Origin of the sequence: Sphingobacterium sp. PCS056 (genome assembly GCF_023273895.1) — a bacterium.
Lineage (GTDB): Bacteria > Bacteroidota > Bacteroidia > Sphingobacteriales > Sphingobacteriaceae > Sphingobacterium.
In genome coordinates this window covers 920330-938851 of sequence record NZ_CP096883.1, presented here as the reverse complement: position 1 = coordinate 938851, position 18522 = coordinate 920330, and the positions used below count along the sequence as shown (strand labels likewise).

General features: G+C 38.6%; 15 protein-coding genes. 8 read left to right on the top strand and 7 right to left on the bottom strand.

Annotated features, from left to right (window positions below; genetic code table 11):
* Window positions 1-98: 98 nt before the first annotated feature.
* The 4 genes from MUB18_RS03955 to MUB18_RS03940 form a co-directional block, all read right to left on the bottom strand.
* The gene (locus tag MUB18_RS03955) at window positions 99-1547 is read right to left on the bottom strand and encodes a TolC family protein (RefSeq protein ID WP_248755026.1); all 1449 of its coding nucleotides are present in this window, start codon (window positions 1545-1547) and stop codon (window positions 99-101) included.
* On the bottom strand, window positions 1540-4707 hold the full coding sequence (locus MUB18_RS03950) for an efflux RND transporter permease subunit (RefSeq protein ID WP_248755025.1): 3168 nt from the start codon (window positions 4705-4707) through the stop codon (window positions 1540-1542). Before MUB18_RS03950 ends, MUB18_RS03955 begins: the two co-directional genes overlap by 8 nt.
* A 21-nt stretch (window positions 4708-4728) precedes the next feature.
* A complete protein-coding gene (locus tag MUB18_RS03945) occupies window positions 4729-5817 on the bottom strand; it encodes an efflux RND transporter periplasmic adaptor subunit (protein WP_248755024.1) in 1089 nt (362 codons plus the stop codon).
* Between the two features lie 167 nt (window positions 5818-5984).
* On the bottom strand, window positions 5985-6380 hold the full coding sequence (locus MUB18_RS03940; protein ID WP_248755023.1) for a hypothetical protein: 396 nt from the start codon (window positions 6378-6380) through the stop codon (window positions 5985-5987).
* Between the two features lie 459 nt (window positions 6381-6839).
* Here MUB18_RS03940 and MUB18_RS03935 point away from each other — a divergent pair, with 459 nt between their 5' ends.
* Window positions 6840-7895 (top strand): MBL fold metallo-hydrolase, encoded by a 1056-nt coding sequence (locus MUB18_RS03935; RefSeq protein ID WP_248755022.1) that lies wholly within the window; start codon window positions 6840-6842, stop codon window positions 7893-7895.
* A 7-nt stretch (window positions 7896-7902) separates the two neighbouring features.
* Here MUB18_RS03935 and MUB18_RS03930 read toward each other — a convergent pair whose 3' ends face one another.
* A complete protein-coding gene (locus MUB18_RS03930; protein ID WP_248755021.1) occupies window positions 7903-9141 on the bottom strand; it encodes a glycosyltransferase in 1239 nt (412 codons plus the stop codon).
* A 337-nt stretch (window positions 9142-9478) separates the two neighbouring features.
* Between MUB18_RS03930 and MUB18_RS03925 the strand changes: the two genes are divergently transcribed.
* The 4 genes from MUB18_RS03925 to MUB18_RS03910 all read left to right on the top strand — a co-directional run bounded on the left by MUB18_RS03925 (window position 9479) and on the right by MUB18_RS03910 (window position 14775).
* Window positions 9479-12073, top strand: a complete 2595-nt coding sequence (locus MUB18_RS03925) for a phosphatidylglycerol lysyltransferase domain-containing protein (RefSeq protein WP_248755020.1) — start codon at window positions 9479-9481, stop codon at window positions 12071-12073.
* A 7-nt stretch (window positions 12074-12080) separates the two neighbouring features.
* Window positions 12081-12764, top strand: coding sequence for a virulence factor (locus MUB18_RS03920; RefSeq protein ID WP_248755019.1), 684 nt, complete (start codon window positions 12081-12083; stop codon window positions 12762-12764).
* Window positions 12765-13071: 307 nt separating this feature from the next.
* Window positions 13072-14112 (top strand): LLM class flavin-dependent oxidoreductase, encoded by a 1041-nt coding sequence (locus MUB18_RS03915; protein WP_248755018.1) that lies wholly within the window; start codon window positions 13072-13074, stop codon window positions 14110-14112.
* A gap of 81 nt (window positions 14113-14193) precedes the next feature.
* Window positions 14194-14775, top strand: coding sequence for a tRNA-(ms[2]io[6]A)-hydroxylase (locus MUB18_RS03910; protein ID WP_045754601.1), 582 nt, complete (start codon window positions 14194-14196; stop codon window positions 14773-14775).
* Window positions 14776-14829: 54 nt separating this feature from the next.
* On the opposite strand, the gene MUB18_RS03905 is transcribed toward MUB18_RS03910, so the two are convergent.
* Window positions 14830-15315, bottom strand: coding sequence for a GNAT family N-acetyltransferase (locus MUB18_RS03905; protein WP_248755017.1), 486 nt, complete (start codon window positions 15313-15315; stop codon window positions 14830-14832).
* A 305-nt stretch (window positions 15316-15620) separates the two neighbouring features.
* Between MUB18_RS03905 and rlmN the strand changes: the two genes are divergently transcribed.
* Together rlmN and MUB18_RS03895 are read left to right on the top strand one after the other, a co-directional pair.
* Window positions 15621-16685, top strand: a complete 1065-nt coding sequence (gene rlmN / locus MUB18_RS03900) for a 23S rRNA (adenine(2503)-C(2))-methyltransferase RlmN (protein ID WP_045754599.1) — start codon at window positions 15621-15623, stop codon at window positions 16683-16685.
* 182 nt (window positions 16686-16867) lie between these two features.
* Complete coding sequence (locus MUB18_RS03895; RefSeq protein WP_248755016.1) at window positions 16868-17563, top strand: ComF family protein; 696 nt, start codon at window positions 16868-16870, stop codon at window positions 17561-17563.
* A gap of 41 nt (window positions 17564-17604) precedes the next feature.
* On the opposite strand, the gene MUB18_RS03890 is transcribed toward MUB18_RS03895, so the two are convergent.
* Window positions 17605-18060 (bottom strand): VanZ family protein, encoded by a 456-nt coding sequence (locus MUB18_RS03890; RefSeq protein WP_262917510.1) that lies wholly within the window; start codon window positions 18058-18060, stop codon window positions 17605-17607.
* A 105-nt stretch (window positions 18061-18165) separates the two neighbouring features.
* Here MUB18_RS03890 and MUB18_RS03885 point away from each other — a divergent pair, with 105 nt between their 5' ends.
* The gene (locus tag MUB18_RS03885) at window positions 18166-18519 is read left to right on the top strand and encodes a PadR family transcriptional regulator (protein ID WP_045754597.1); all 354 of its coding nucleotides are present in this window, start codon (window positions 18166-18168) and stop codon (window positions 18517-18519) included.
* The last annotated feature ends 3 nt before the right edge of the window (window positions 18520-18522 follow it).

Sequence of the window (18522 nt, the reverse complement as noted above, 5' to 3'; positions counted from 1 at the left end):
CAACAAACATTTTTACAGATTTAATTATGTTGACAGTAGCAAATAACCATAAAAGGCGCTTATCCTCTGGTAAGCGCCTTTTAATCAATCAAGCCCCTTTACTTCCAACCACCTCCGAGGTCACGGTAGGTAACGGCTACGGTATTCAACTGATCTCTCTTCGTTTTGATCAGTTCTAATTTTGCTTCCAAAGCATCCCGCTGTGTCATGAGTACCTCAAAGTAATCAACTCGAGCAGACTTGAATAGATCATTGGAGATATCATTTGACTTGGTCAAAGCTTCTACCTGCTGCGATTTGAGATCATAACTTTTTTGCAGATTGCTGATCTTCGATAGGTTGTTTGACACCTCGGCATATGCGCTCAATATGGTTTGCTGATAGTTGTACATCGCTTGCAACTGGAGTGCGCTTGCTTTACTAAATTCAGCTTTTATACCATTTTTATTTATTAATGGTGTAGCAAGTTCTCCTGCTAGTGAGTATAACATCGACTCAGGCATCTTCACAAAATAGGAAGGCTTGAAAGCCTCTAAACCCAAAGTTGCCGATATGTTGAAAGACGGATAAAATTCGGCACGTGCTACTTTGACATCTAATTTTGCCGCAGCTAAATCCAGCTCAGCCTTTCTGATATCCGCTCTATTTGCCAATAACTGTGAAGGGATACCACTATGAACTGCAGGTGATACCATGGTCAAAAAGCTACTTTTGTCCCGTGGAATCGTTTGAGCGTATCTACCCAATAAAAGATTGATCCGATTCTCCGTTTCTTGTATATCCTGTTTAATTTCACAAGCCAAGCTTTGCGAATTGAGCATTTCAGCCTTGAATTTTTGCACTGCTAATTCCGTAGATCGAGCTGCCTCTTTTTGTGCTTTGATCACCTCAAGCGCATTCTGTTGCAATTTGATGGTTTCTTGTACCACATCGAGTTGGTTATCTAAGGCTAATAGTTCGTAATAACTGTTAGCAACCTCGGCAACCAGATTGGTCAAGACAAAATTCTTGCCTTCCATCGTGGAGAGATAGCGGGCTATGGCTGCTTTCTTTTGATCATGGAGTTTGCCCCAAATATCAATCTCCCAGTTACCTGTCAGTGCAGCCTCGTAATTCATCAGTGGATCTGGAAATTTCTTGCCCGGAACGATATCTGTACTTGCGTCGCCAGCACCTTGACTGGTATAGCGTCCTACTTTTTCAACTCCGGCGCCAATTTTGGCTCCTACTGTCGGCAATAACTGACCTTGTTTAAAACGGACTTCACTTTTCGCAATCTCGATCTCCTGCAAGGTGATCATGAGCTCTTGATTGTTTTTCAAAGCGGTATCGATCAAGTTGCTGAGATAATGATCGGAGAAGAAATCACGCCAGGGCGTGACGACCATATTCGTACTGTCTTTTAAAGCTGTCGTTGTGCTGTCATTATATGCGACAGGCACGATGTTGTTTTCTTTAATGATGGGAACGGAAGGCACCTTGCAGCTTGCTACTGAAACGCAGATCAAGCCTATTCCAATCCATTTTTTTATCTTGATATTATTCATGATGATCGATTTCTTCTGATAAAGGATTCTCGTTTTCGTAACTTGCCAATTTGCTTCTGGATGCTATCTTTCCAAAAATATAATACAGTCCCGGTATAATCAGTAATCCAAATACGGTACCGATTAGCATACCACCAGCTGCCGCACTTCCGATGGTCCTGTTGCCGATAGCACCTGGGCCGGTTGCAAATGCCAATGGTACTAGACCCGCAATAAAGGCAAAAGAAGTCATCAAGATAGGACGGAATCGTACACCTGCACCTTCAATGGCAGCATCAAGTACAGAACTGCCGGCATGGTGTTTTTGTACAGCAAATTCGATAATCAATACCGCATTCTTCCCGAGCAGTCCGATAAGCATAACCATGGCGACCTGAGCATAAATATTATTTTCTAGACCCAATACTTTGAGCAGTAGGAATGCTCCAAAAATACCTGCAGGCAACGAAAGTACTACGGCTAGTGGCAATACAAAGCTTTCATATTGGGCGGCTAATATCATGTATACGAAGGTCAAACAGATCAAAAAGATGTAGATGGCTTCATTACCTCGGGAAACTTCATCTTTAGAAATACCTGCCCATTCAATACCATACCCTCTCGGCAATGTTGCTTTGGCTACCTCTGTAACCGCTTTAATCGCTTCGCCACTGCTATATCCTGGAGCCGAAGAGCCACTTATCTCCGAAGAGTTATACATATTGTGTCGTGTGATTTCGGAAAGACCATATACTTTTTCCAGTGTCATAAATGCCGCATATGGTACCATCTCATCCCTATTATTTTTCACGTATAGTTTGAGTATATCGTCTGGTTGCGCACGATATTGCGGTAATGCCTGTACCATGACTTTATACTGCCGATCATATTTAATAAAACTGGTTTCGTAGTTACTTCCTACCAATGTGGATAAAGTACTCATCGCATTGTCAATCGTAACTCCTTTTTGTTCGGCTTTTTCGTTATCGATATGCAACATAAATTGTGGGAAACTAGCGCTGTAAAAGGTAAATACAGATGCTAGCTCTGGGCGTTTGCTCAGCTCTTTGACGAGATCTTTACTTACGGTCTCCATTTTTTTGAAATCACCTGATCCTGCTTTATCTAAAAGACGTAATTCAAATCCCCCTGCTGCACCGTATCCGGGAACTGCCGGAGGCCCAAAAAATTCAATGGTGGCACCAGTAATATCTTTTGACTTTTCTTCTAGCTCGTGCATCACATCCTGAACGGAGCTTTTGCGATCTTCCCAACTTTTTAAGTTGATCAAGCAGGTTCCAGTGTTAGCTCCGGTACCTTCAGTTAGAATTTCATAACCGGCTAATGACGATACAGACTTTACACCATCGATATTCATGGCGATGGACTGGAGTTTCTCTGCAATTTGATTTGTCCGCTCTAGTGTTGACCCAGGAGGCGTTTGGATGATTGCATAAAACATCCCTTGATCTTCATTGGGAATAAATCCCGATGGCAGGCTGTTGTTTAAAAAGAAGATGGCGGAACAGAAGGCTGCTAAAAGCACAAAGGTGACCAATCTTTTATTGACGATTTTACTCAATAAGTTTTGATAGCGATTGGCTCCTGTAGTAAAGAGGTTGTTAAAGCTTGTCAAGAACTTATTGAGCAATGTTTTTTTCTTCGGTTTTCCATGCTCATTTTTCAGGATCATGGCGCATAATGCTGGAGTAAGGGTCAGTGCGACTACACCAGATAGAATAATGGCTGTTGCCATAGTGATGGAAAACTGCTTGTAAAAGATACCGACAGGCCCCGACATAAATGCTACTGGGATAAACACAGCTGCCATGACCAGTGTAATGGCGATGATCGCGCCACTAATCTCATGCATGGCCTCTTCGGTCGCTTTTAAAGGTGAAAGATTTTTTTCCTCCATCTTGGCATGGACCGCTTCGATGACCACGATGGCGTCATCCACCACGACCCCGATGGCCATCACTAATGCAAAGAGGGTGATGAGGTTGAGTGTAATCCCGAACACGGACATAAAAGCAAACGTACCGATCAATGATACGGGCACTGCCATAGCGGGAATCAGGGTAGATCGCCAATCGCCTAAAAATAGAAATACTACAATACCCACCAGTACAAAGGCCTCGAGCAGTGTATGGATTACTTTTTCGATCGACGCATCTAGAAACTTAGACACGTCATAACTGATCTCATAATCCATTCCTTTAGGAAAGCTGGTCGCTTTGATCTCCGCCAATTTGCTTTTGATATTTTTAATGACATCACTGGCATTACTGCCGTACGATTGCTTGATCACGATGGCCGCAGATGGTCTGCCGTTAAGGGTCGAGTAGATATCATACATGGAGCTTCCAAATTCGACATCTGCTACATCTTTTACGCGCAGTACTTCACCACTAGGATTTGATTTCAGTATGATGTTTTCATAACCCTCTTTGGTATTGAATCGACCTGGATATTTAAGGACATATTCAAATGCTTGTGATCTTTTGCCCGAACTTTCGCCCGTTTTACCAGGAGAGGCTTCTAAACTTTGTTCATCAAGAGCTTTTAACACTTCATCAGCAGATATTTTGTAAGCCAGCATACGATCTGGTTTTAACCAAATACGCATGGCATATTCTCTGTTACCTAGAATATCGGCAACACCAACACCGTCAATACGTTTCAGCTCGGATAAGATATTGATATCACCGTAGTTGAAGAGAAAGTTTTGATCGGCTTTCGGGTCTTTACTGAATAAGTTGACGTAGACGAGCATGTTGGACTCTTCACGCGTTATCTTTACACCTTCGCGAACGACTAAAGGCGGTAATTTATTGATCACAGAAGAAACTCTATTTTGTACATTGACCGCAGCGAGATTGGGGTCCGTTCCTAAGTTGAAAATAACTTGGATAGAAGCTTCGCCATCATTACCTGCATCTGATGTAATGTACTTCATACCTGGTACGCCATTGATCGCGCGCTCAAGGGGGATAAGTACTGATTTGACCATCAACTCACCATTTGCCCCAGGGTACTCTGCAGTAATATTTACTTTAGGAGGTGAAATGGAAGGAAACTGCGTAATGGGCAGTTTGAGCATCGATAATACACCAAGAAATACAATGATCAAGGAGATGACGATGGACAGGACTGGTCTATGAATAAATTTATTAAACATCGTTGATTTTTTTAGATGGAACTATTGAGCGTGTATTTGCAAATGGGACATCACCTCCTGTGGTGCTACAAATTCGACTTTGATTTTATCATCGTCTTTGACTTTTTGAACGCCATCGATGAGGATCCGATCTGTCTCTGCCAATCCTGAAGAGACGAGGTATAGATCTGGCAGTTCATGCCCGAGGGTGATATTTCTAGATTTTACAACACCATTTTTATCTACGACAAATACATAGATTTTATCTTGGATCTCGTAAGTAGCTTTTTGAGGTATGATCAATGCTTTTTTTAATGGGACAAGCATTTGAACACGGCCAGTCTCGCCATTTCTAAGTAGTTTGTCTGGATTTGGAAATCGTGCTCTAAAGGCAATACTTCCTGTTTCGTTGTTAAATTCACTCTCTATTGTTTCAACCTTTCCTTTGTACTTTAGCACTTCATTATTGGCAAGAAGTAAATTTACTTCGTTGTTGGCTCTATTTTGAATATGAGTTTGATAGTCTAAGTACTCCGATTCGGATACATTGAAATAGGCATATACTTGACTATTGTCAGATAAGGTGGTCAGCAGTTGTCCTTCATCCACAAGGCTCCCTAATTTTAAAGGAATGCGATTGATTGTACCAGCAAAAGGTGCTCGGATCTCCGTAGCTGTCACATGTAGTTTTGCTAGTGACATCTCAGCTTTAGCTTGATCAACTTTTGCTTGTGCTAGCGCCAATTCGTTTTTCGATACAATATTTTTATCGGACAATGCCTTTGTGTTTTCTAGCTCTATTTCTTCGGCTTTTACCTGTGCCTGTGTTTTTAAATATTCGGCTTCATAGAACTTGGGCATTATCTTGAACAGAAGCTGACCTGCCTGTACGGTCTGCCCTTCATCTACATAGATTTGTTGCAAATATCCTTTTTCTAAACCTCGAATTTCGATGTTACGGATCGACTGGATCTGTGAGACATAGTTTTTGGAAATCGTGGTATCCAATAATATTGGAGTCGTCACTTGGTACTCAATGTTCTCGATCTTTTCTTCTTTTTTAGGAGAGCAGCTGGTTTGGATCAATAAGACATACAAACACACGAACATGCCTGTGCTAATTCTTTTCATGAATGAAATTTTAATAATAATATTTAAATAAGTTGGTTGATATTTCTAGAATGGGGGAGACACTTCAGTTGCACAATATCAAAAAATAAGATATACAGCACAAAAAATATAACACGCTGATGCGGTTTATTTTAGGATTGATCTAAGATACTGAAGTGAGTAGGGATTCACAGGCGAAGCACGCGCTGTGCAATGTATTTGTCTGTAGGGGTAAAAGGTTGCTTTCTAAAAATCGATATGCGACTTTCTAAATTTTTAAGAATAAAAATTAATGCTAGGGCATAGCTAAGTAAGGCAATATTTTTAAAAATTGTAATGGAATGGGATTCGAATACGATTTCATCTTCAACATCATCTTCTGTCAGGTCGTAAGTGCGTTCATTGATCGCTTTACTGAAGATACTGTTAACATGCGATACTTTTATTTTTGTTGCGTTTAACCCACTTACAGACGAATTTGATGTAATTAAATTGCGGTGTAGGTTACTTGAAGTCGATATCTGGCCATCCCCTTGTACAAGGAGAAGATTGAAAATTAGCACCAGTAAATATATCGCTCTCATATTGGCGGTAAAAGTAGTATCAAGAATGATATCTTACACCATATTAACACTTTTTAACTGTCAGCTTTTTGTAAAAAAATAAACCACTCATTTAATTTAAAGTATAACGTATGGTCATCCGTCTACTATGCTGTGAGGTTTCTTGATTGTAGTAAGTCTAATATTGTCTGCAGGCAGAATACATCCAGTAGCAGACACCAGTGCTGGTTTGTCATAGGAATGAGAGAAACGAATAAACTGCCGTCGAAGATTGCGTTATTTTATTCGTTATGAAATAATTTTGGATAGTAGCAAATGGATCAATAATTGGATAATAATCATCAATTCCAAATGAAGAAGAATTTGTAAAGTATCAAGTAATTATAATCGTAAATAATACAAATTTATCTAAGTTTGGTTGAAATGAAGATCGGTAAAGGTTTAAAGATAGTTCTTACTAGTGTAATTATACTAATTGTAATGGGTAATGTTTATTTAACGCGGCCTCTGTTTGGCGGTCACATCAGTGGTGCTCGTTTGGAGCGTGTAAAGAAGTCGTCTAATTTTAGGGATGGACAATTTCAAAATCTTGAAAATACTCCTTCATTAAAAGAAGGGCAGAGTTTTGTGGGAGTGATGTATGATTTTTTGTTTAAAGATCGTGCTATCAGAAGTCCTCAGGTACCGCTTCCGGTCATAAAGCAGGATCTTAAAAACTTACCCGCAGATGATCTGATGATCTGGTTTGGCCACTCGTCTTATCTGTTGCAGATAGACGGTAAGATTATTTTGGTAGATCCAGTATTTTCGCATAATGCTTCGCCGGTACCAGGTAGTAACAAGCCTTTCCATATGTCATACACTTATCAGGCAGGTGACTTTCCTCCGATAGATCTCCTGCTCATCAGTCATGATCATTACGATCACTTGGATTATGAAACCATTCTTGAACTGGAACCTCAGACTGAACGGGTGATTTGTGGGCTTGGTGTTGGAGCGCATTTTGAGCGATGGGGGTATTCCGAAAGCAAAATCACAGAGCTGGACTGGTATGAGGAGACTCGTCTTGGTAATGAATTTAAAATTGTTTCTACGCCAGCACGTCACTTCTCTGGAAGAAAATTCAAACGCAATACCACGCTATGGACCTCCTTTGTATTGCAGACGGCTGCCTATAATTTGTTTTTGGGCGGAGATAGTGGTTATGGTCGGCATTTTAAAACAATTGGGGATAAATACGGACCATTTGACTTGGCGATATTGGAAAATGGTCAATATAATGAAGCTTGGCATTACATTCACACGATGCCCGATGAACTCTTAAAGGAAGTCAAAGATTTAGGTGCAAAACATTTTTTACCTGTGCATTCGGGCAAATTTGCATTAGCGTTGCACGATTGGAAAGAACCACTTGAGCTTATCAGTCAATATGCAGAGCAGCAACGGATTCCTGTATTAACGCCTACAATGGGCGAAATTGTCTATCTGAAAAATATGAATAAGCAGTATGGTAAATGGTGGGAAGATCTAAAATAAAATAAGACTATTTTTTGTTTTTTTCTTCAATCCAAAGGGATAGATATTTGGTACTTAATACTGAATGATGTAATAAGAGCTGTCCGATAAAATTTTGTTGACGGTGTGCCTGAAGCTGTGCTTTAATAAATCGAATCGTCATTAAAAAATCGTCTTCAAATTTGTCTCTTGCATAGCGCTGGTTGATGATTGCTATCCCGTGGCGCTGAGCATCTAACCATGCAGATTTGTCGGTATATAATTCAATAGCCTTCGCGACAAATAGCTCAGGTTCATTGGCTATAAAACCATTCCATGGAAAATCACCACACATAGCTTCCGCTCCGATACTTGTAGTCACCGATGGCGTACCCGTTTGCATAGCATCTATAAATTTCCCTTTTACACCTGCGCCAAATTGAATAGGAGCTAAGAGTACACGGTGATTGGACAGGGTATCCTGTGCATGGTCAGCTCTTCCATGAACGAAGAATCTTTCCTTGGGATTATGGAGCTGCAATACTTTTTGACTCGGATAAGCACCATAGATATTTAAGTTAACTTTTGGTAGCTGCCTGCTCAGTAACGGCCAAATTTTGGTTTTTAAATACTGTACGGTGTTCCAATTCGGTTCATGAATAAAATTGCCGATAAACATAAAGTCTGCGCGCTTTTCAAATGTCTTCCAGCTTGCTACGCACGCTTCATCAATCTCTTCCTCTAAAAATGGCAAATAATAAAGAATCGATGGGTTGATGGCAAATTGATTGGTCAATAACTGCATCTCAAGTTCAGAAATAATGATGGATATATCTGAACGTAGGATTGCTGCGATCTCGCGTTTGGCAATATCTGAATAGAGTAAGGCTTGGTCAAATTGCTCTCCACTCTTGGTATTGGTTTGGCGAGCGTGCCTTAAGAAGTGTAAATCTTCTGTATCCAATATGCGTACAGCATCGGGACACACTTGAGCGACTCGCCAACTATATTGCTCCTCGGTCATAAAGCGGTCGAAAACAACAATATTAGGATTGAGCGCTTGAACAAATTCATTGAAACTCGCATCATTGAGCTTTATTTCAACTTCATGGATACCCATTGCACTTAAATCTGCGCTGTATGGTGATTTAGACGCAGCACTAGCAAAGGTGATTGTATTATCATTATTCTGAAAGCTTTTTAGCAATTGTATGATGCGAAATCCTGCAGCAGATGAGCTGGGTTCTGGCCATACTAGACCGATAAAAAGTATTTCTTGTTTTTCCATCGACGGAAATTTACACAAAAAGCGTTAGACCATATTCATTATTTTTTCAAATGCTTGTTTTTCAAATGAAGATAATTGTGCTAGGGATTCATCGCGTAGGTCTGATGATCAAATCGTACATGCTAAGAATCAAGAATGATTAAAAAAATAAGTATGACCAAATTGGGATTGCAGAGTGATAGATCGATCATATATCAATTCATTTCCATTTATATCAAGGCATTATTTGCGGTCCATAAATAAATGTATCTTGTTTTAAAACAAGGATTACAATTTGTTTATTTAATGTGAGTAAATACTTTTTATATTTAGTGGAGCTAACTTTGTCAGTACAGATATGAAGAAATTATTGCTAAGCGGAATCCAAAAACTATCTCCTAAGACCTATTGGAAAGAGTTATTGGCTGTTTTTATTGTCTTGTTGGCTTTTGTATTTTTCAGAAGCGAACGTAAAGAAATTGCATCTATCGGTCCGCAGTTGGCAGCAGCAGACTTCAATTGGTTGTTGGTCGGGTTGGTGATAACCATCATGTACATATTACTACAAGGTGTCATGTACATCTTTAGCTTTCGATCAATTGGTTTAAAATTGAATCTATGGGATGCCATTGAGTTGTTTTTAAAAAGAAATCTTTTGAGCGTTTTTCTTCCCGCTGGCGGTGTGAGCTCTTTGGCGTATACCACCTCACAATTAAGAAAGAAACAGCTCAATGCAACAAAAATTCATCAAGCAGGAGCAATATATGGCTATGTGGGTTTACTGACCGTTTTTATCATAGGTGTACCCATTATTCTGTATACTATTTTTGATCATAAAAGTTTTGATAATGCTTGGATTTCATTAGTTGTACTGGGTATTTTGCTCGGCTTTTCTTTTATATTCTTTTGGTCGATCAGAGTTAAAAATGGCCTATACCGCTGGTTGGAAATAAAATTTCCGAAACTGATTGTTAACATGCATGAGCTGTTTTCTGCTCATATTCATAAGGGATATTTGTGGATGACTATTGGGATCTCCATTGCTATTGAGTTATGTGGTATTGCTCACGCATTTATCAGTATGCACGCATTACAAACTCATGTATCTTTTGAAGCGGCCGCCGTAGCCTATACCATCACAGTCGTATTGATGATGGTATCTCCTTTTTTGAGGGGACTTGGTGCCGTAGAGTTTACCATGCTGTACATCCTAACGTCGTATGGTTATAGCAAAGAGCAAGGCTTGAGTATTACGATCATATATCGTTCCTTTGAATTTTGGTTGCCTTTGCTTTTTGGTGTTATCTCCTTTATCTGGAGAGGGCGACAAATTATAGCCCGTATTTTACCAGCCATCGCTATTTTCTTCTTGGGTATTATCAATTTGATTTCAGTAGCTACACCACCTTTGGTTGAGCGCATGCGACTGGAAAAGTATTATTTACCCATCGAAGCGATGCATGCATCGAAGTTGATGGTTTTGGTTTTAGGATTAGGTCTTATGGTGAGTGCGGCATACCTCATTAAGGGATATCGGTCCGCTTACTGGATTGCTCTTATCTTTTCATTTTTATCGTTGTTGGGTCATATTGGTAAAGCACTAGATTATGAAGAAGCACTGGTATCTTTATTTATTATCATTTTATTGATTTCCAATCGAAAGCAATATCGGATCAAGATTAATAAAAATTGGATGCAAATTGGTTTTGCAACGTTTTTCATTGCATTAGCCGGTGTCTGTTTATTTGGTTTTGTTTGTTTTTATGTGATTGATAAAAAACATTTTGGTGTTGATTTTACTTGGCAGCAATCGCTTTATTATACGATGCAAAGCTTTTTGTTATTTAATGATGAGTTGATCCCACGAACCACATTTGGACGAGAGTTTTTGAATATCACCCATTTTTTAGGACTCTTTTCTTGGATGCTGTTAATTTATACGTTTTTATGTCCTCGAATAATTAAAGAAGAGGATAATGAACAACAGGACTTGGATAGAGCAAAGGGATTACTCAAGCAGTTTGGCGGTTCACCTATGGATTATTTTAAAATTGCGGCAGATAAGCAACTCTATTTTTCTAAAATAACCGATGGCTTTGTTGCCTATCGGATCAGTCAAGCTTTTGCAATTGTTTTAGATGAACCCGTCTGTGCTTATGATGATAAAGATGATGTCATTGCCGAATTTGAACGGTATTGTGCTTCCTTGGGATTAAAATCTGTTTATTACCGCGTAGATGAAAATAGCCTGTCCTATTTTAATATGCTTCGGAAAAGAAAAATAGTTATCGGACAGGAGGCATTGATGGATGTATCACTGTTTTCCTTGGAAGGTAAAAGCCGCAAATCACTTCGAAATGCCTTAAATAGTTTAGAAAAAAAAGGATATAAAACTCGTTTAGTTTTAGCGCCTCATGATGATCAGTTTATTGCGGAATTAAAAACAGTATCTGATGAGTGGTTGACCGTATTTGATAAGAAAGAGATGATTTTTTCACAAGGGCAGTTTGATGCTGTAGCAATTGCTGAACAAGATGTGATCGTCGTACAGGACGATCAGGCTAAAGTCGTCTCATTTTTAAATATTATTCCTGATTTTACCGAAGGGGAATGTACGTATGACCTCATTAGGAAAGTGGAAACAGCACCAGGCGGATGTATGGATGCTATGATTGTTGAATTGGTCAGCTATGCCCGAAAAAAAAGGAGTAAATATATCAATTTGGGTATGGTACCCATGAGTGGCATTGAATCTCCAGATAATCCAGCAGAGCAGATCATGAAGTTTGCTGCGGATAAAGTGGGGTCTTTTAAACATTATCAGAGCTTGAGAGATTTTAAAGAGAAGTATGCGACGATCTGGGAAAACAAGTACTTAATTTTTGGCAATGATTTTGACTTGTTACAACTGCCGCAAGCTTTGTCTAAAGTAATGAGGCCTGATCATGAATAGAATGCAGATGATACGCACAAAATTAGGATTATTGATACTCTTGTTTTTGATAAAAATAACAGTAATGGGCCAGCAGAAAGAATCGTCGCTCAAAATTTGGAATAATAATCCCAATAACCCAGTGATACTTTTTCTAAGCGGAGACGGAGGTTTTAACAGTTTTTCTTCGAGCTATTGTGAACTTTTGGGAAAAGAGGGATATACTGTCGGGGCAGTAAATTCTAAAAGCTTTTTCTGGGATAAAAAATCTGCCGATCAGATCGCAAAGCAACTGACAAAGAGTGTTGAGCAATTGTTGGATGGAAGAAAAAATCAACATGTATATTTTGTTGGATATTCTTTTGGTGCAGATGTGATCCCATTTGTTGTTAACAAATTGACAGCAGATTGGAAAAAAAGATTACAGGCTGTTGCGCTTATTGAACCATCAACTTCTACTGATCTGGAAATTCACGTATCAGATTTACTCGGTCGGAGTAATATCAAACGAAGCATGGATGTGGTTGCCGAAATCAATAAGATGATTGGTATAAAAACAGCGATCGTATTAGGTGAAGATGAAAGTGACTTCCCGATTAAAAATATCCGTTTGGCAAATCTTCAAGCCATCTTTTTAAAAGGGAATCATCATTTTAATGGAAATGCACTGGAGCTCGTGAAGGCAACAGTGAAATATTTTGCATCGAAATAATGATATTATGGGGGCAGATTTAATAATCACCTGATTGAGCTTCATGCTACTCCCTGTGAAAAGATCATCCATGTCTACAGCTACACAATATAGTTCATTGGTTTACGATGTGTTGTATGGCCCTCGGCTCAATTTAGTCTCATTCCTGTGTGTTGTTGAAGTGATGGTCTTGTCTATGCTATGGAACGTGTGATATAGGAGGGAGATGTCAAGTCAAGAAAAAATAAATCTAATTTTCTTGTTGTAGGTCAATTTTTTAAAGAAGTATAATTGATATGTTTGTTTAATCTTAAAAAAATAGAAAAATATGGAATTAGGAATAGGAATGTTTGGCGATTTGCATATTGATCCCAAAACTGGACAAATACAATCTTCACAAGAAAAATTACATCAAATTATTGAACAAATAAAACTGATGGATGAAGTCGGGCTTGATTTTTTTGGAATGGGGGAACATCACCGTCCGGATTATGCTGTTTCTGCTCCTGAAATTATCTTAGCCGCTGCTGCATCTGTTACTAAAAATATAAAATTGGGAAGTGCTGTTTCTGTATTAAGTTCGGCAGATCCAGTAAAGCTCTACCAAGATTTTGCTACAGTAGATGTGTTGTCCAATGGTCGTGCTGAGCTTATGGCAGGCAGAGGATCATTCATTGAGTCCTTTCCATTATTTGGCTATAATTTGAATGATTATGGTGCTTTGTTTGAGGAAAAACTAGATTTACTGATTAAATTGAATAGTCATGAAACCATCAACTGGACAGGTAAATTTCGACCTACCTTAGTGAATCAACAGATATATCCGCGTCCGGTGCAACCAAAATTACCGATCTGGATTGCCATAGGAGGTACTACATCGTCTGTGATTCGTGCTGGTAAATTAGGTTTGCCTGTCATGTTTGCTATTATTGGCGGTACATACGAGGCTTTCAAGCCTTTGGTAGAGATGTATCAACAAGCATATGCGGACAATGGCCATGATATGGATAATTTTCAGGTAGGTGTGCATATGCACGCTCTTTTTGGAGACGATTCACAGCAGGTAGCAGATGCTTATTATCCAATTTACTCTGCACAGATGAATCGCATCGGTGGTGATCGCGGATGGCCTCCATATCAACGTACGCAATATGACTTTGGTCGGTCTTCACACGGGCATCTGATCATCGGTGATGCAGATTATGCCACAGATAAAATCTTGAAAATTCAGGAGTCTCTAGGACTGACCCGTTTTTCTGCACATATGGATGTAGGGGCACCAAGTCATCTTCAAATGATGAAAGCGATTGAGGTATTTGGAACTAAGATTGCTCCACAGGTAAGAGCAGCACTTAAAAAAGGAGAATAGGGAGAGTGCAAAACTTTACAGGAACATTTTTATATCGCTGAGATATGATTAACTTTGTTTTTTTTAAATAGAGGGGACAATATGTTAGGATTGAAATTGTTAACGGATCCAAGATGGGCTAATATTGCGGAAGGAAATTTAGAAGAAATTCTGACCGATCACGCTTGGTGTGAACAGAAGGCTGCTTCAAATGCTATTTCTCTAATTATGTACAATTCGGAACATGAAGAATTGGTGCACGAATTGACGGCAATTGCTATTGAGGAAATGCAACATTTCCAAATGGTCATTGATATCATTAAAGCAAGAGGTTATACCCTGGGCAAAGAACGTAAAGATGATTATGTAGGCCAGTTGATGAAATTCAATAAAAAAGATGGTTCTCGTAATATGGCCTTTATCGATCGCTTACTATTTGCTGCTATGATTGAGGCTAGAAGTTGCGAACGTTTTCGAGTCTTGTCTCAACATATAAAAGATGAAGAGTTAGCCAAATTTTATCATGATCTAATGGTTTCAGAAGCCAATCACTATACTACCTTTCTGAATTTTGCGCGTCAATTTTCTACCGATGTAGATGTGGACAAACGTTGGAAAGAATGGCTGGATTTTGAAGGCAAACTCATACAATCATACGGTACCAAGGAAGCGATCCACGGATAAATATTACGATAACGTAAAAGCCCCATTTTCAATTTATTGAAAATGGGGCTTTTACTATAATATGATCGTTGATCTACGTTCTAAAATACAATTGTCCATCCAGACGCCTTTCAGTTGTGCCGATTTATGTTGGGTACCCAAGACACTAAAACCGAACTTCTTGTGCAATGCAATACTTTTCTCATTTTCTGGAAAAATAAATGACATGATTGTCCATATACCGGCCTGTTCGGAACTAGCGATGATATGTTGCATCAAAATCTTACCGATTCCTTTTCCATGATGATTTTCATCAATGTAGATGCTGAGTTCAGTGACTCCATGGTAGCCCGTTCGTTGTAAAACAGGAGATAAAGCAACCCAACCAATAACAGTGTTGTCTTCCAGAGCAACAAATCGCATGTTTTTTAAATGGTCATAATCCCACGATTCCCAAGGGCTTGTTTTTGTAGCTAAAGTAATGTTTCCTGCATCGATTGCCTGTTGATAGATGCGTGCAACATCATTATAATGCTGTTGTTCTAAATGTTTAATTTCCATCTGGAGCGTTATGATCGTTTTTTGTTTATCATGGAATACATGTTGCTCGATTCACATTTCAAAACTAGGAAAAGTTTGGATGCATTTTAAACTAATCTTGTATTTTAAAGAATTATAAACTTGTTTTTCATTTAGTTAAGGTATCTTCTTTGGTATCTATCTCAAGGACAAAAGAAATGAACGACCGATGCGTAAACTAAATTGCAGCAACATCGACAAGAGTAATAATTTATGATTCAGATAGTTCGGCTTTTTATGACATTATAAAAATAAGATTTTTATAGAAATAACCTTACCTTTGTCGTGTGACTGATAAAAGTAAAATAATTGATATTCGTAGTCTGTCGATAGATCAGATTAAAGAGAAGCTTACTGAAATGGGTGAGCAGGGTTTCCGTGCAAAACAAATTTACGAATGGATTTGGGCAAAATCTTGTGTGGATTTTGATTTGATGAGCAACCTCAGCAAACCTTTGCGAGAAAAGCTGAAAGAAAATTTTGTTATTCGTGCTGTTACAGTCAAACAATCGCAGATTAGTTCTGATCGTACTATCAAAAGCAGTTTTGCACTGTATGATGGCAACGTTATTGAGGGAGTTTTGATTCCTGCGCCAGAACGTATGACAGCATGTGTGAGTTCACAAGTAGGCTGTAGCTTGACTTGTAAGTTTTGTGCCACGGGATACATGGATCGTAAACGTAATCTCAATGCAGACGAAATCTATGATCAAGTTGTTTTAATCGCTAGACAAGCAGAAGAAAAGTACCAACAACCATTGACGAACATTGTCTATATGGGCATGGGAGAGCCGCTTTTGAATTATGCGAATATGATGAAATCGGTCGAACGTATCACTTCTCCCGATGGTCTTAATATGGCCGCGAAACGTATTACAGTATCCACAGCAGGTATTGCCAAGATGATCAAGAAGCTGGGTGATGACCAAGTACGTTTTAACTTAGCCCTTTCTTTACATGCGGCTAATGATAAAAAGCGTAACGAGATTATGCCGATCAACGAACAAAATACCTTAGAGGCTTTAGCAGATGCACTGAAATATTTTTATGCAAAAACAAAAAGCCCGATAACATTCGAATATATTGTTTTTGATAATTTCAATGATGATCTGGAAGATGCGAAAGAATTAGCGAGATTTTGTAAAAATGTACCTTGTAAGGTCAATATCATTGAATACAACCCAATTTCACTCGCTAGTTTTGTAAATGCCGACGCTGATAAAATTGAAGTATTTGCTAATTATTTAAAGAATCAAGGAATTATTACCAATGTTCGTAGAAGCCGCGGAAAAGATATCGATGCTGCGTGTGGACAGTTAGCAATTAAAGATAAAGAAGCTCAAGAAGCTTAATCAAATCATCATCATAGACGATCTATATTTCTTTTCAGCATTTCGTTTGGGAGGAATTAACGCAAGTTGGAAAGCAATTTCTAATATCCTATAACATAGATTCTTTTGATTAATTTTGTTTTATTTACTATTTTGATCGTAAATAAAACAAAATTAATCAAGTTGGTATAGGTACAGTCGATATGAAGAACCGGTTACTCCACTACTTATCAGATTTTTCAGCCCTATTTTTTCCTAAGATCTGCGCTGGTTGTGGCCATATTTTGGTTAGTCAAGAAAAATATATCTGCACATCTTGTTTATTTCATTTGCCCATTACAAATTTCCATCTAGACTCCAATAATCAGGTAGCACGTCAGCTCTGGGGTAAATTTCCATTTGAACATGCTGCTGCTATGTTTTTGTTGCGAAGAAAGTCGCGCGTAGAACGGATTTTGTATCAAATTAAATATGCAAATCAACCCCAATTGGCTTATTTTCTGGGTAAGCAGTATGGTGAAACATTAGCTAAAAGTGATGTATTTACAGATGTTGATGTTATTATTCCAATTCCCTTACACAAAAACAAGCTAAATAAAAGGGGGTATAATCAATCTTTTTATCTGGCAAAAGGTATTGGAATGGGGTTGTCAAAACCAATTTTAGAACATGGATTGATTCGTGAAAAAGATAACATCAGCCAAACTAAAAAATCTAGACTGGAGCGATACGACAATGTTTTGAATGTCTTTATGTGTCCCGATCAAGATCGCCTAAGAGGGAAACATGTGTTATTGGTGGACGATGTTTTGACCACCGGAGCCACATTAACGGCTGCCGCAGAACAACTTGTTGCGGCAGGCTGTATCCTATCGGTATTAACTTTAGCGCGGGCTTAGTGTTGAGATGTGGCTCCTGCCAAATCCTAGTGTACTAAATTTTATTTTCTCCGTACATAAAAAAGCAAGTACGCGAATCCCGCCATACCTATTCCTACACTATCTGCAAAAAGATCCCACCAGTCGCCAGATCTGTAGGTAAATATATAAAGTTGCAATGCTTCTGTCAACAAAGCGAAAAGAAGACCTAAAATACTAACCACCAATACCGGGACCCATTTTGTGGGGCGGCCTTTGAATTGTACTAGTACACCATTGTAAATCAAAGTGCAGAAAACGAAGAACATACCCGCGTGAACAAGTTTGTCCATTCCGGGATAAGACGGTACTTTTTCAAAATTCTGTCCCGGCATACAGCAAAGTAAGATTACTATTACTGCCCAAAGCATTACCCATTTATAATCTAATAATAATCTAATCATGCTCACCTTATAATCAATTTTCGTGCTAAAATAATCATAAATACAAGAAAAGTGAAATAATGTTATGAAACACATAGTGAAATTATTAACCTGATTTACAGATGTTTAAGAAAAATATTGACATTTATATAGTACTATGTATTGCATAGTACATAATAAAACATATATCTTTGTATTGTTATGATAGCTGAAAATACACAAATACAGATGCGCAAAGGGATACTTGAATATTGTATTCTTTCTATTATTTCCCGAGGGGAAATATATGCATCGGATATCATCAGCGAACTGAAGAAAGCACAGCTCTTGGTTGTAGAGGGAACATTATATCCGCTATTGACAAGACTTAAGAATAACGGTTTGCTGAGTTACATATGGAAAGAGTCCACTTCTGGTCCTCCTCGTAAGTATTATGAAATCACCAATGAAGGACTTCAAGTTCTAGACATTTTAGATGTCACTTGGAAAGAACTGGTTTTTGCGGTGGAGACGTCCCTAGCAGATCGAATTAATAAAATTGACAAATCAATATAACCT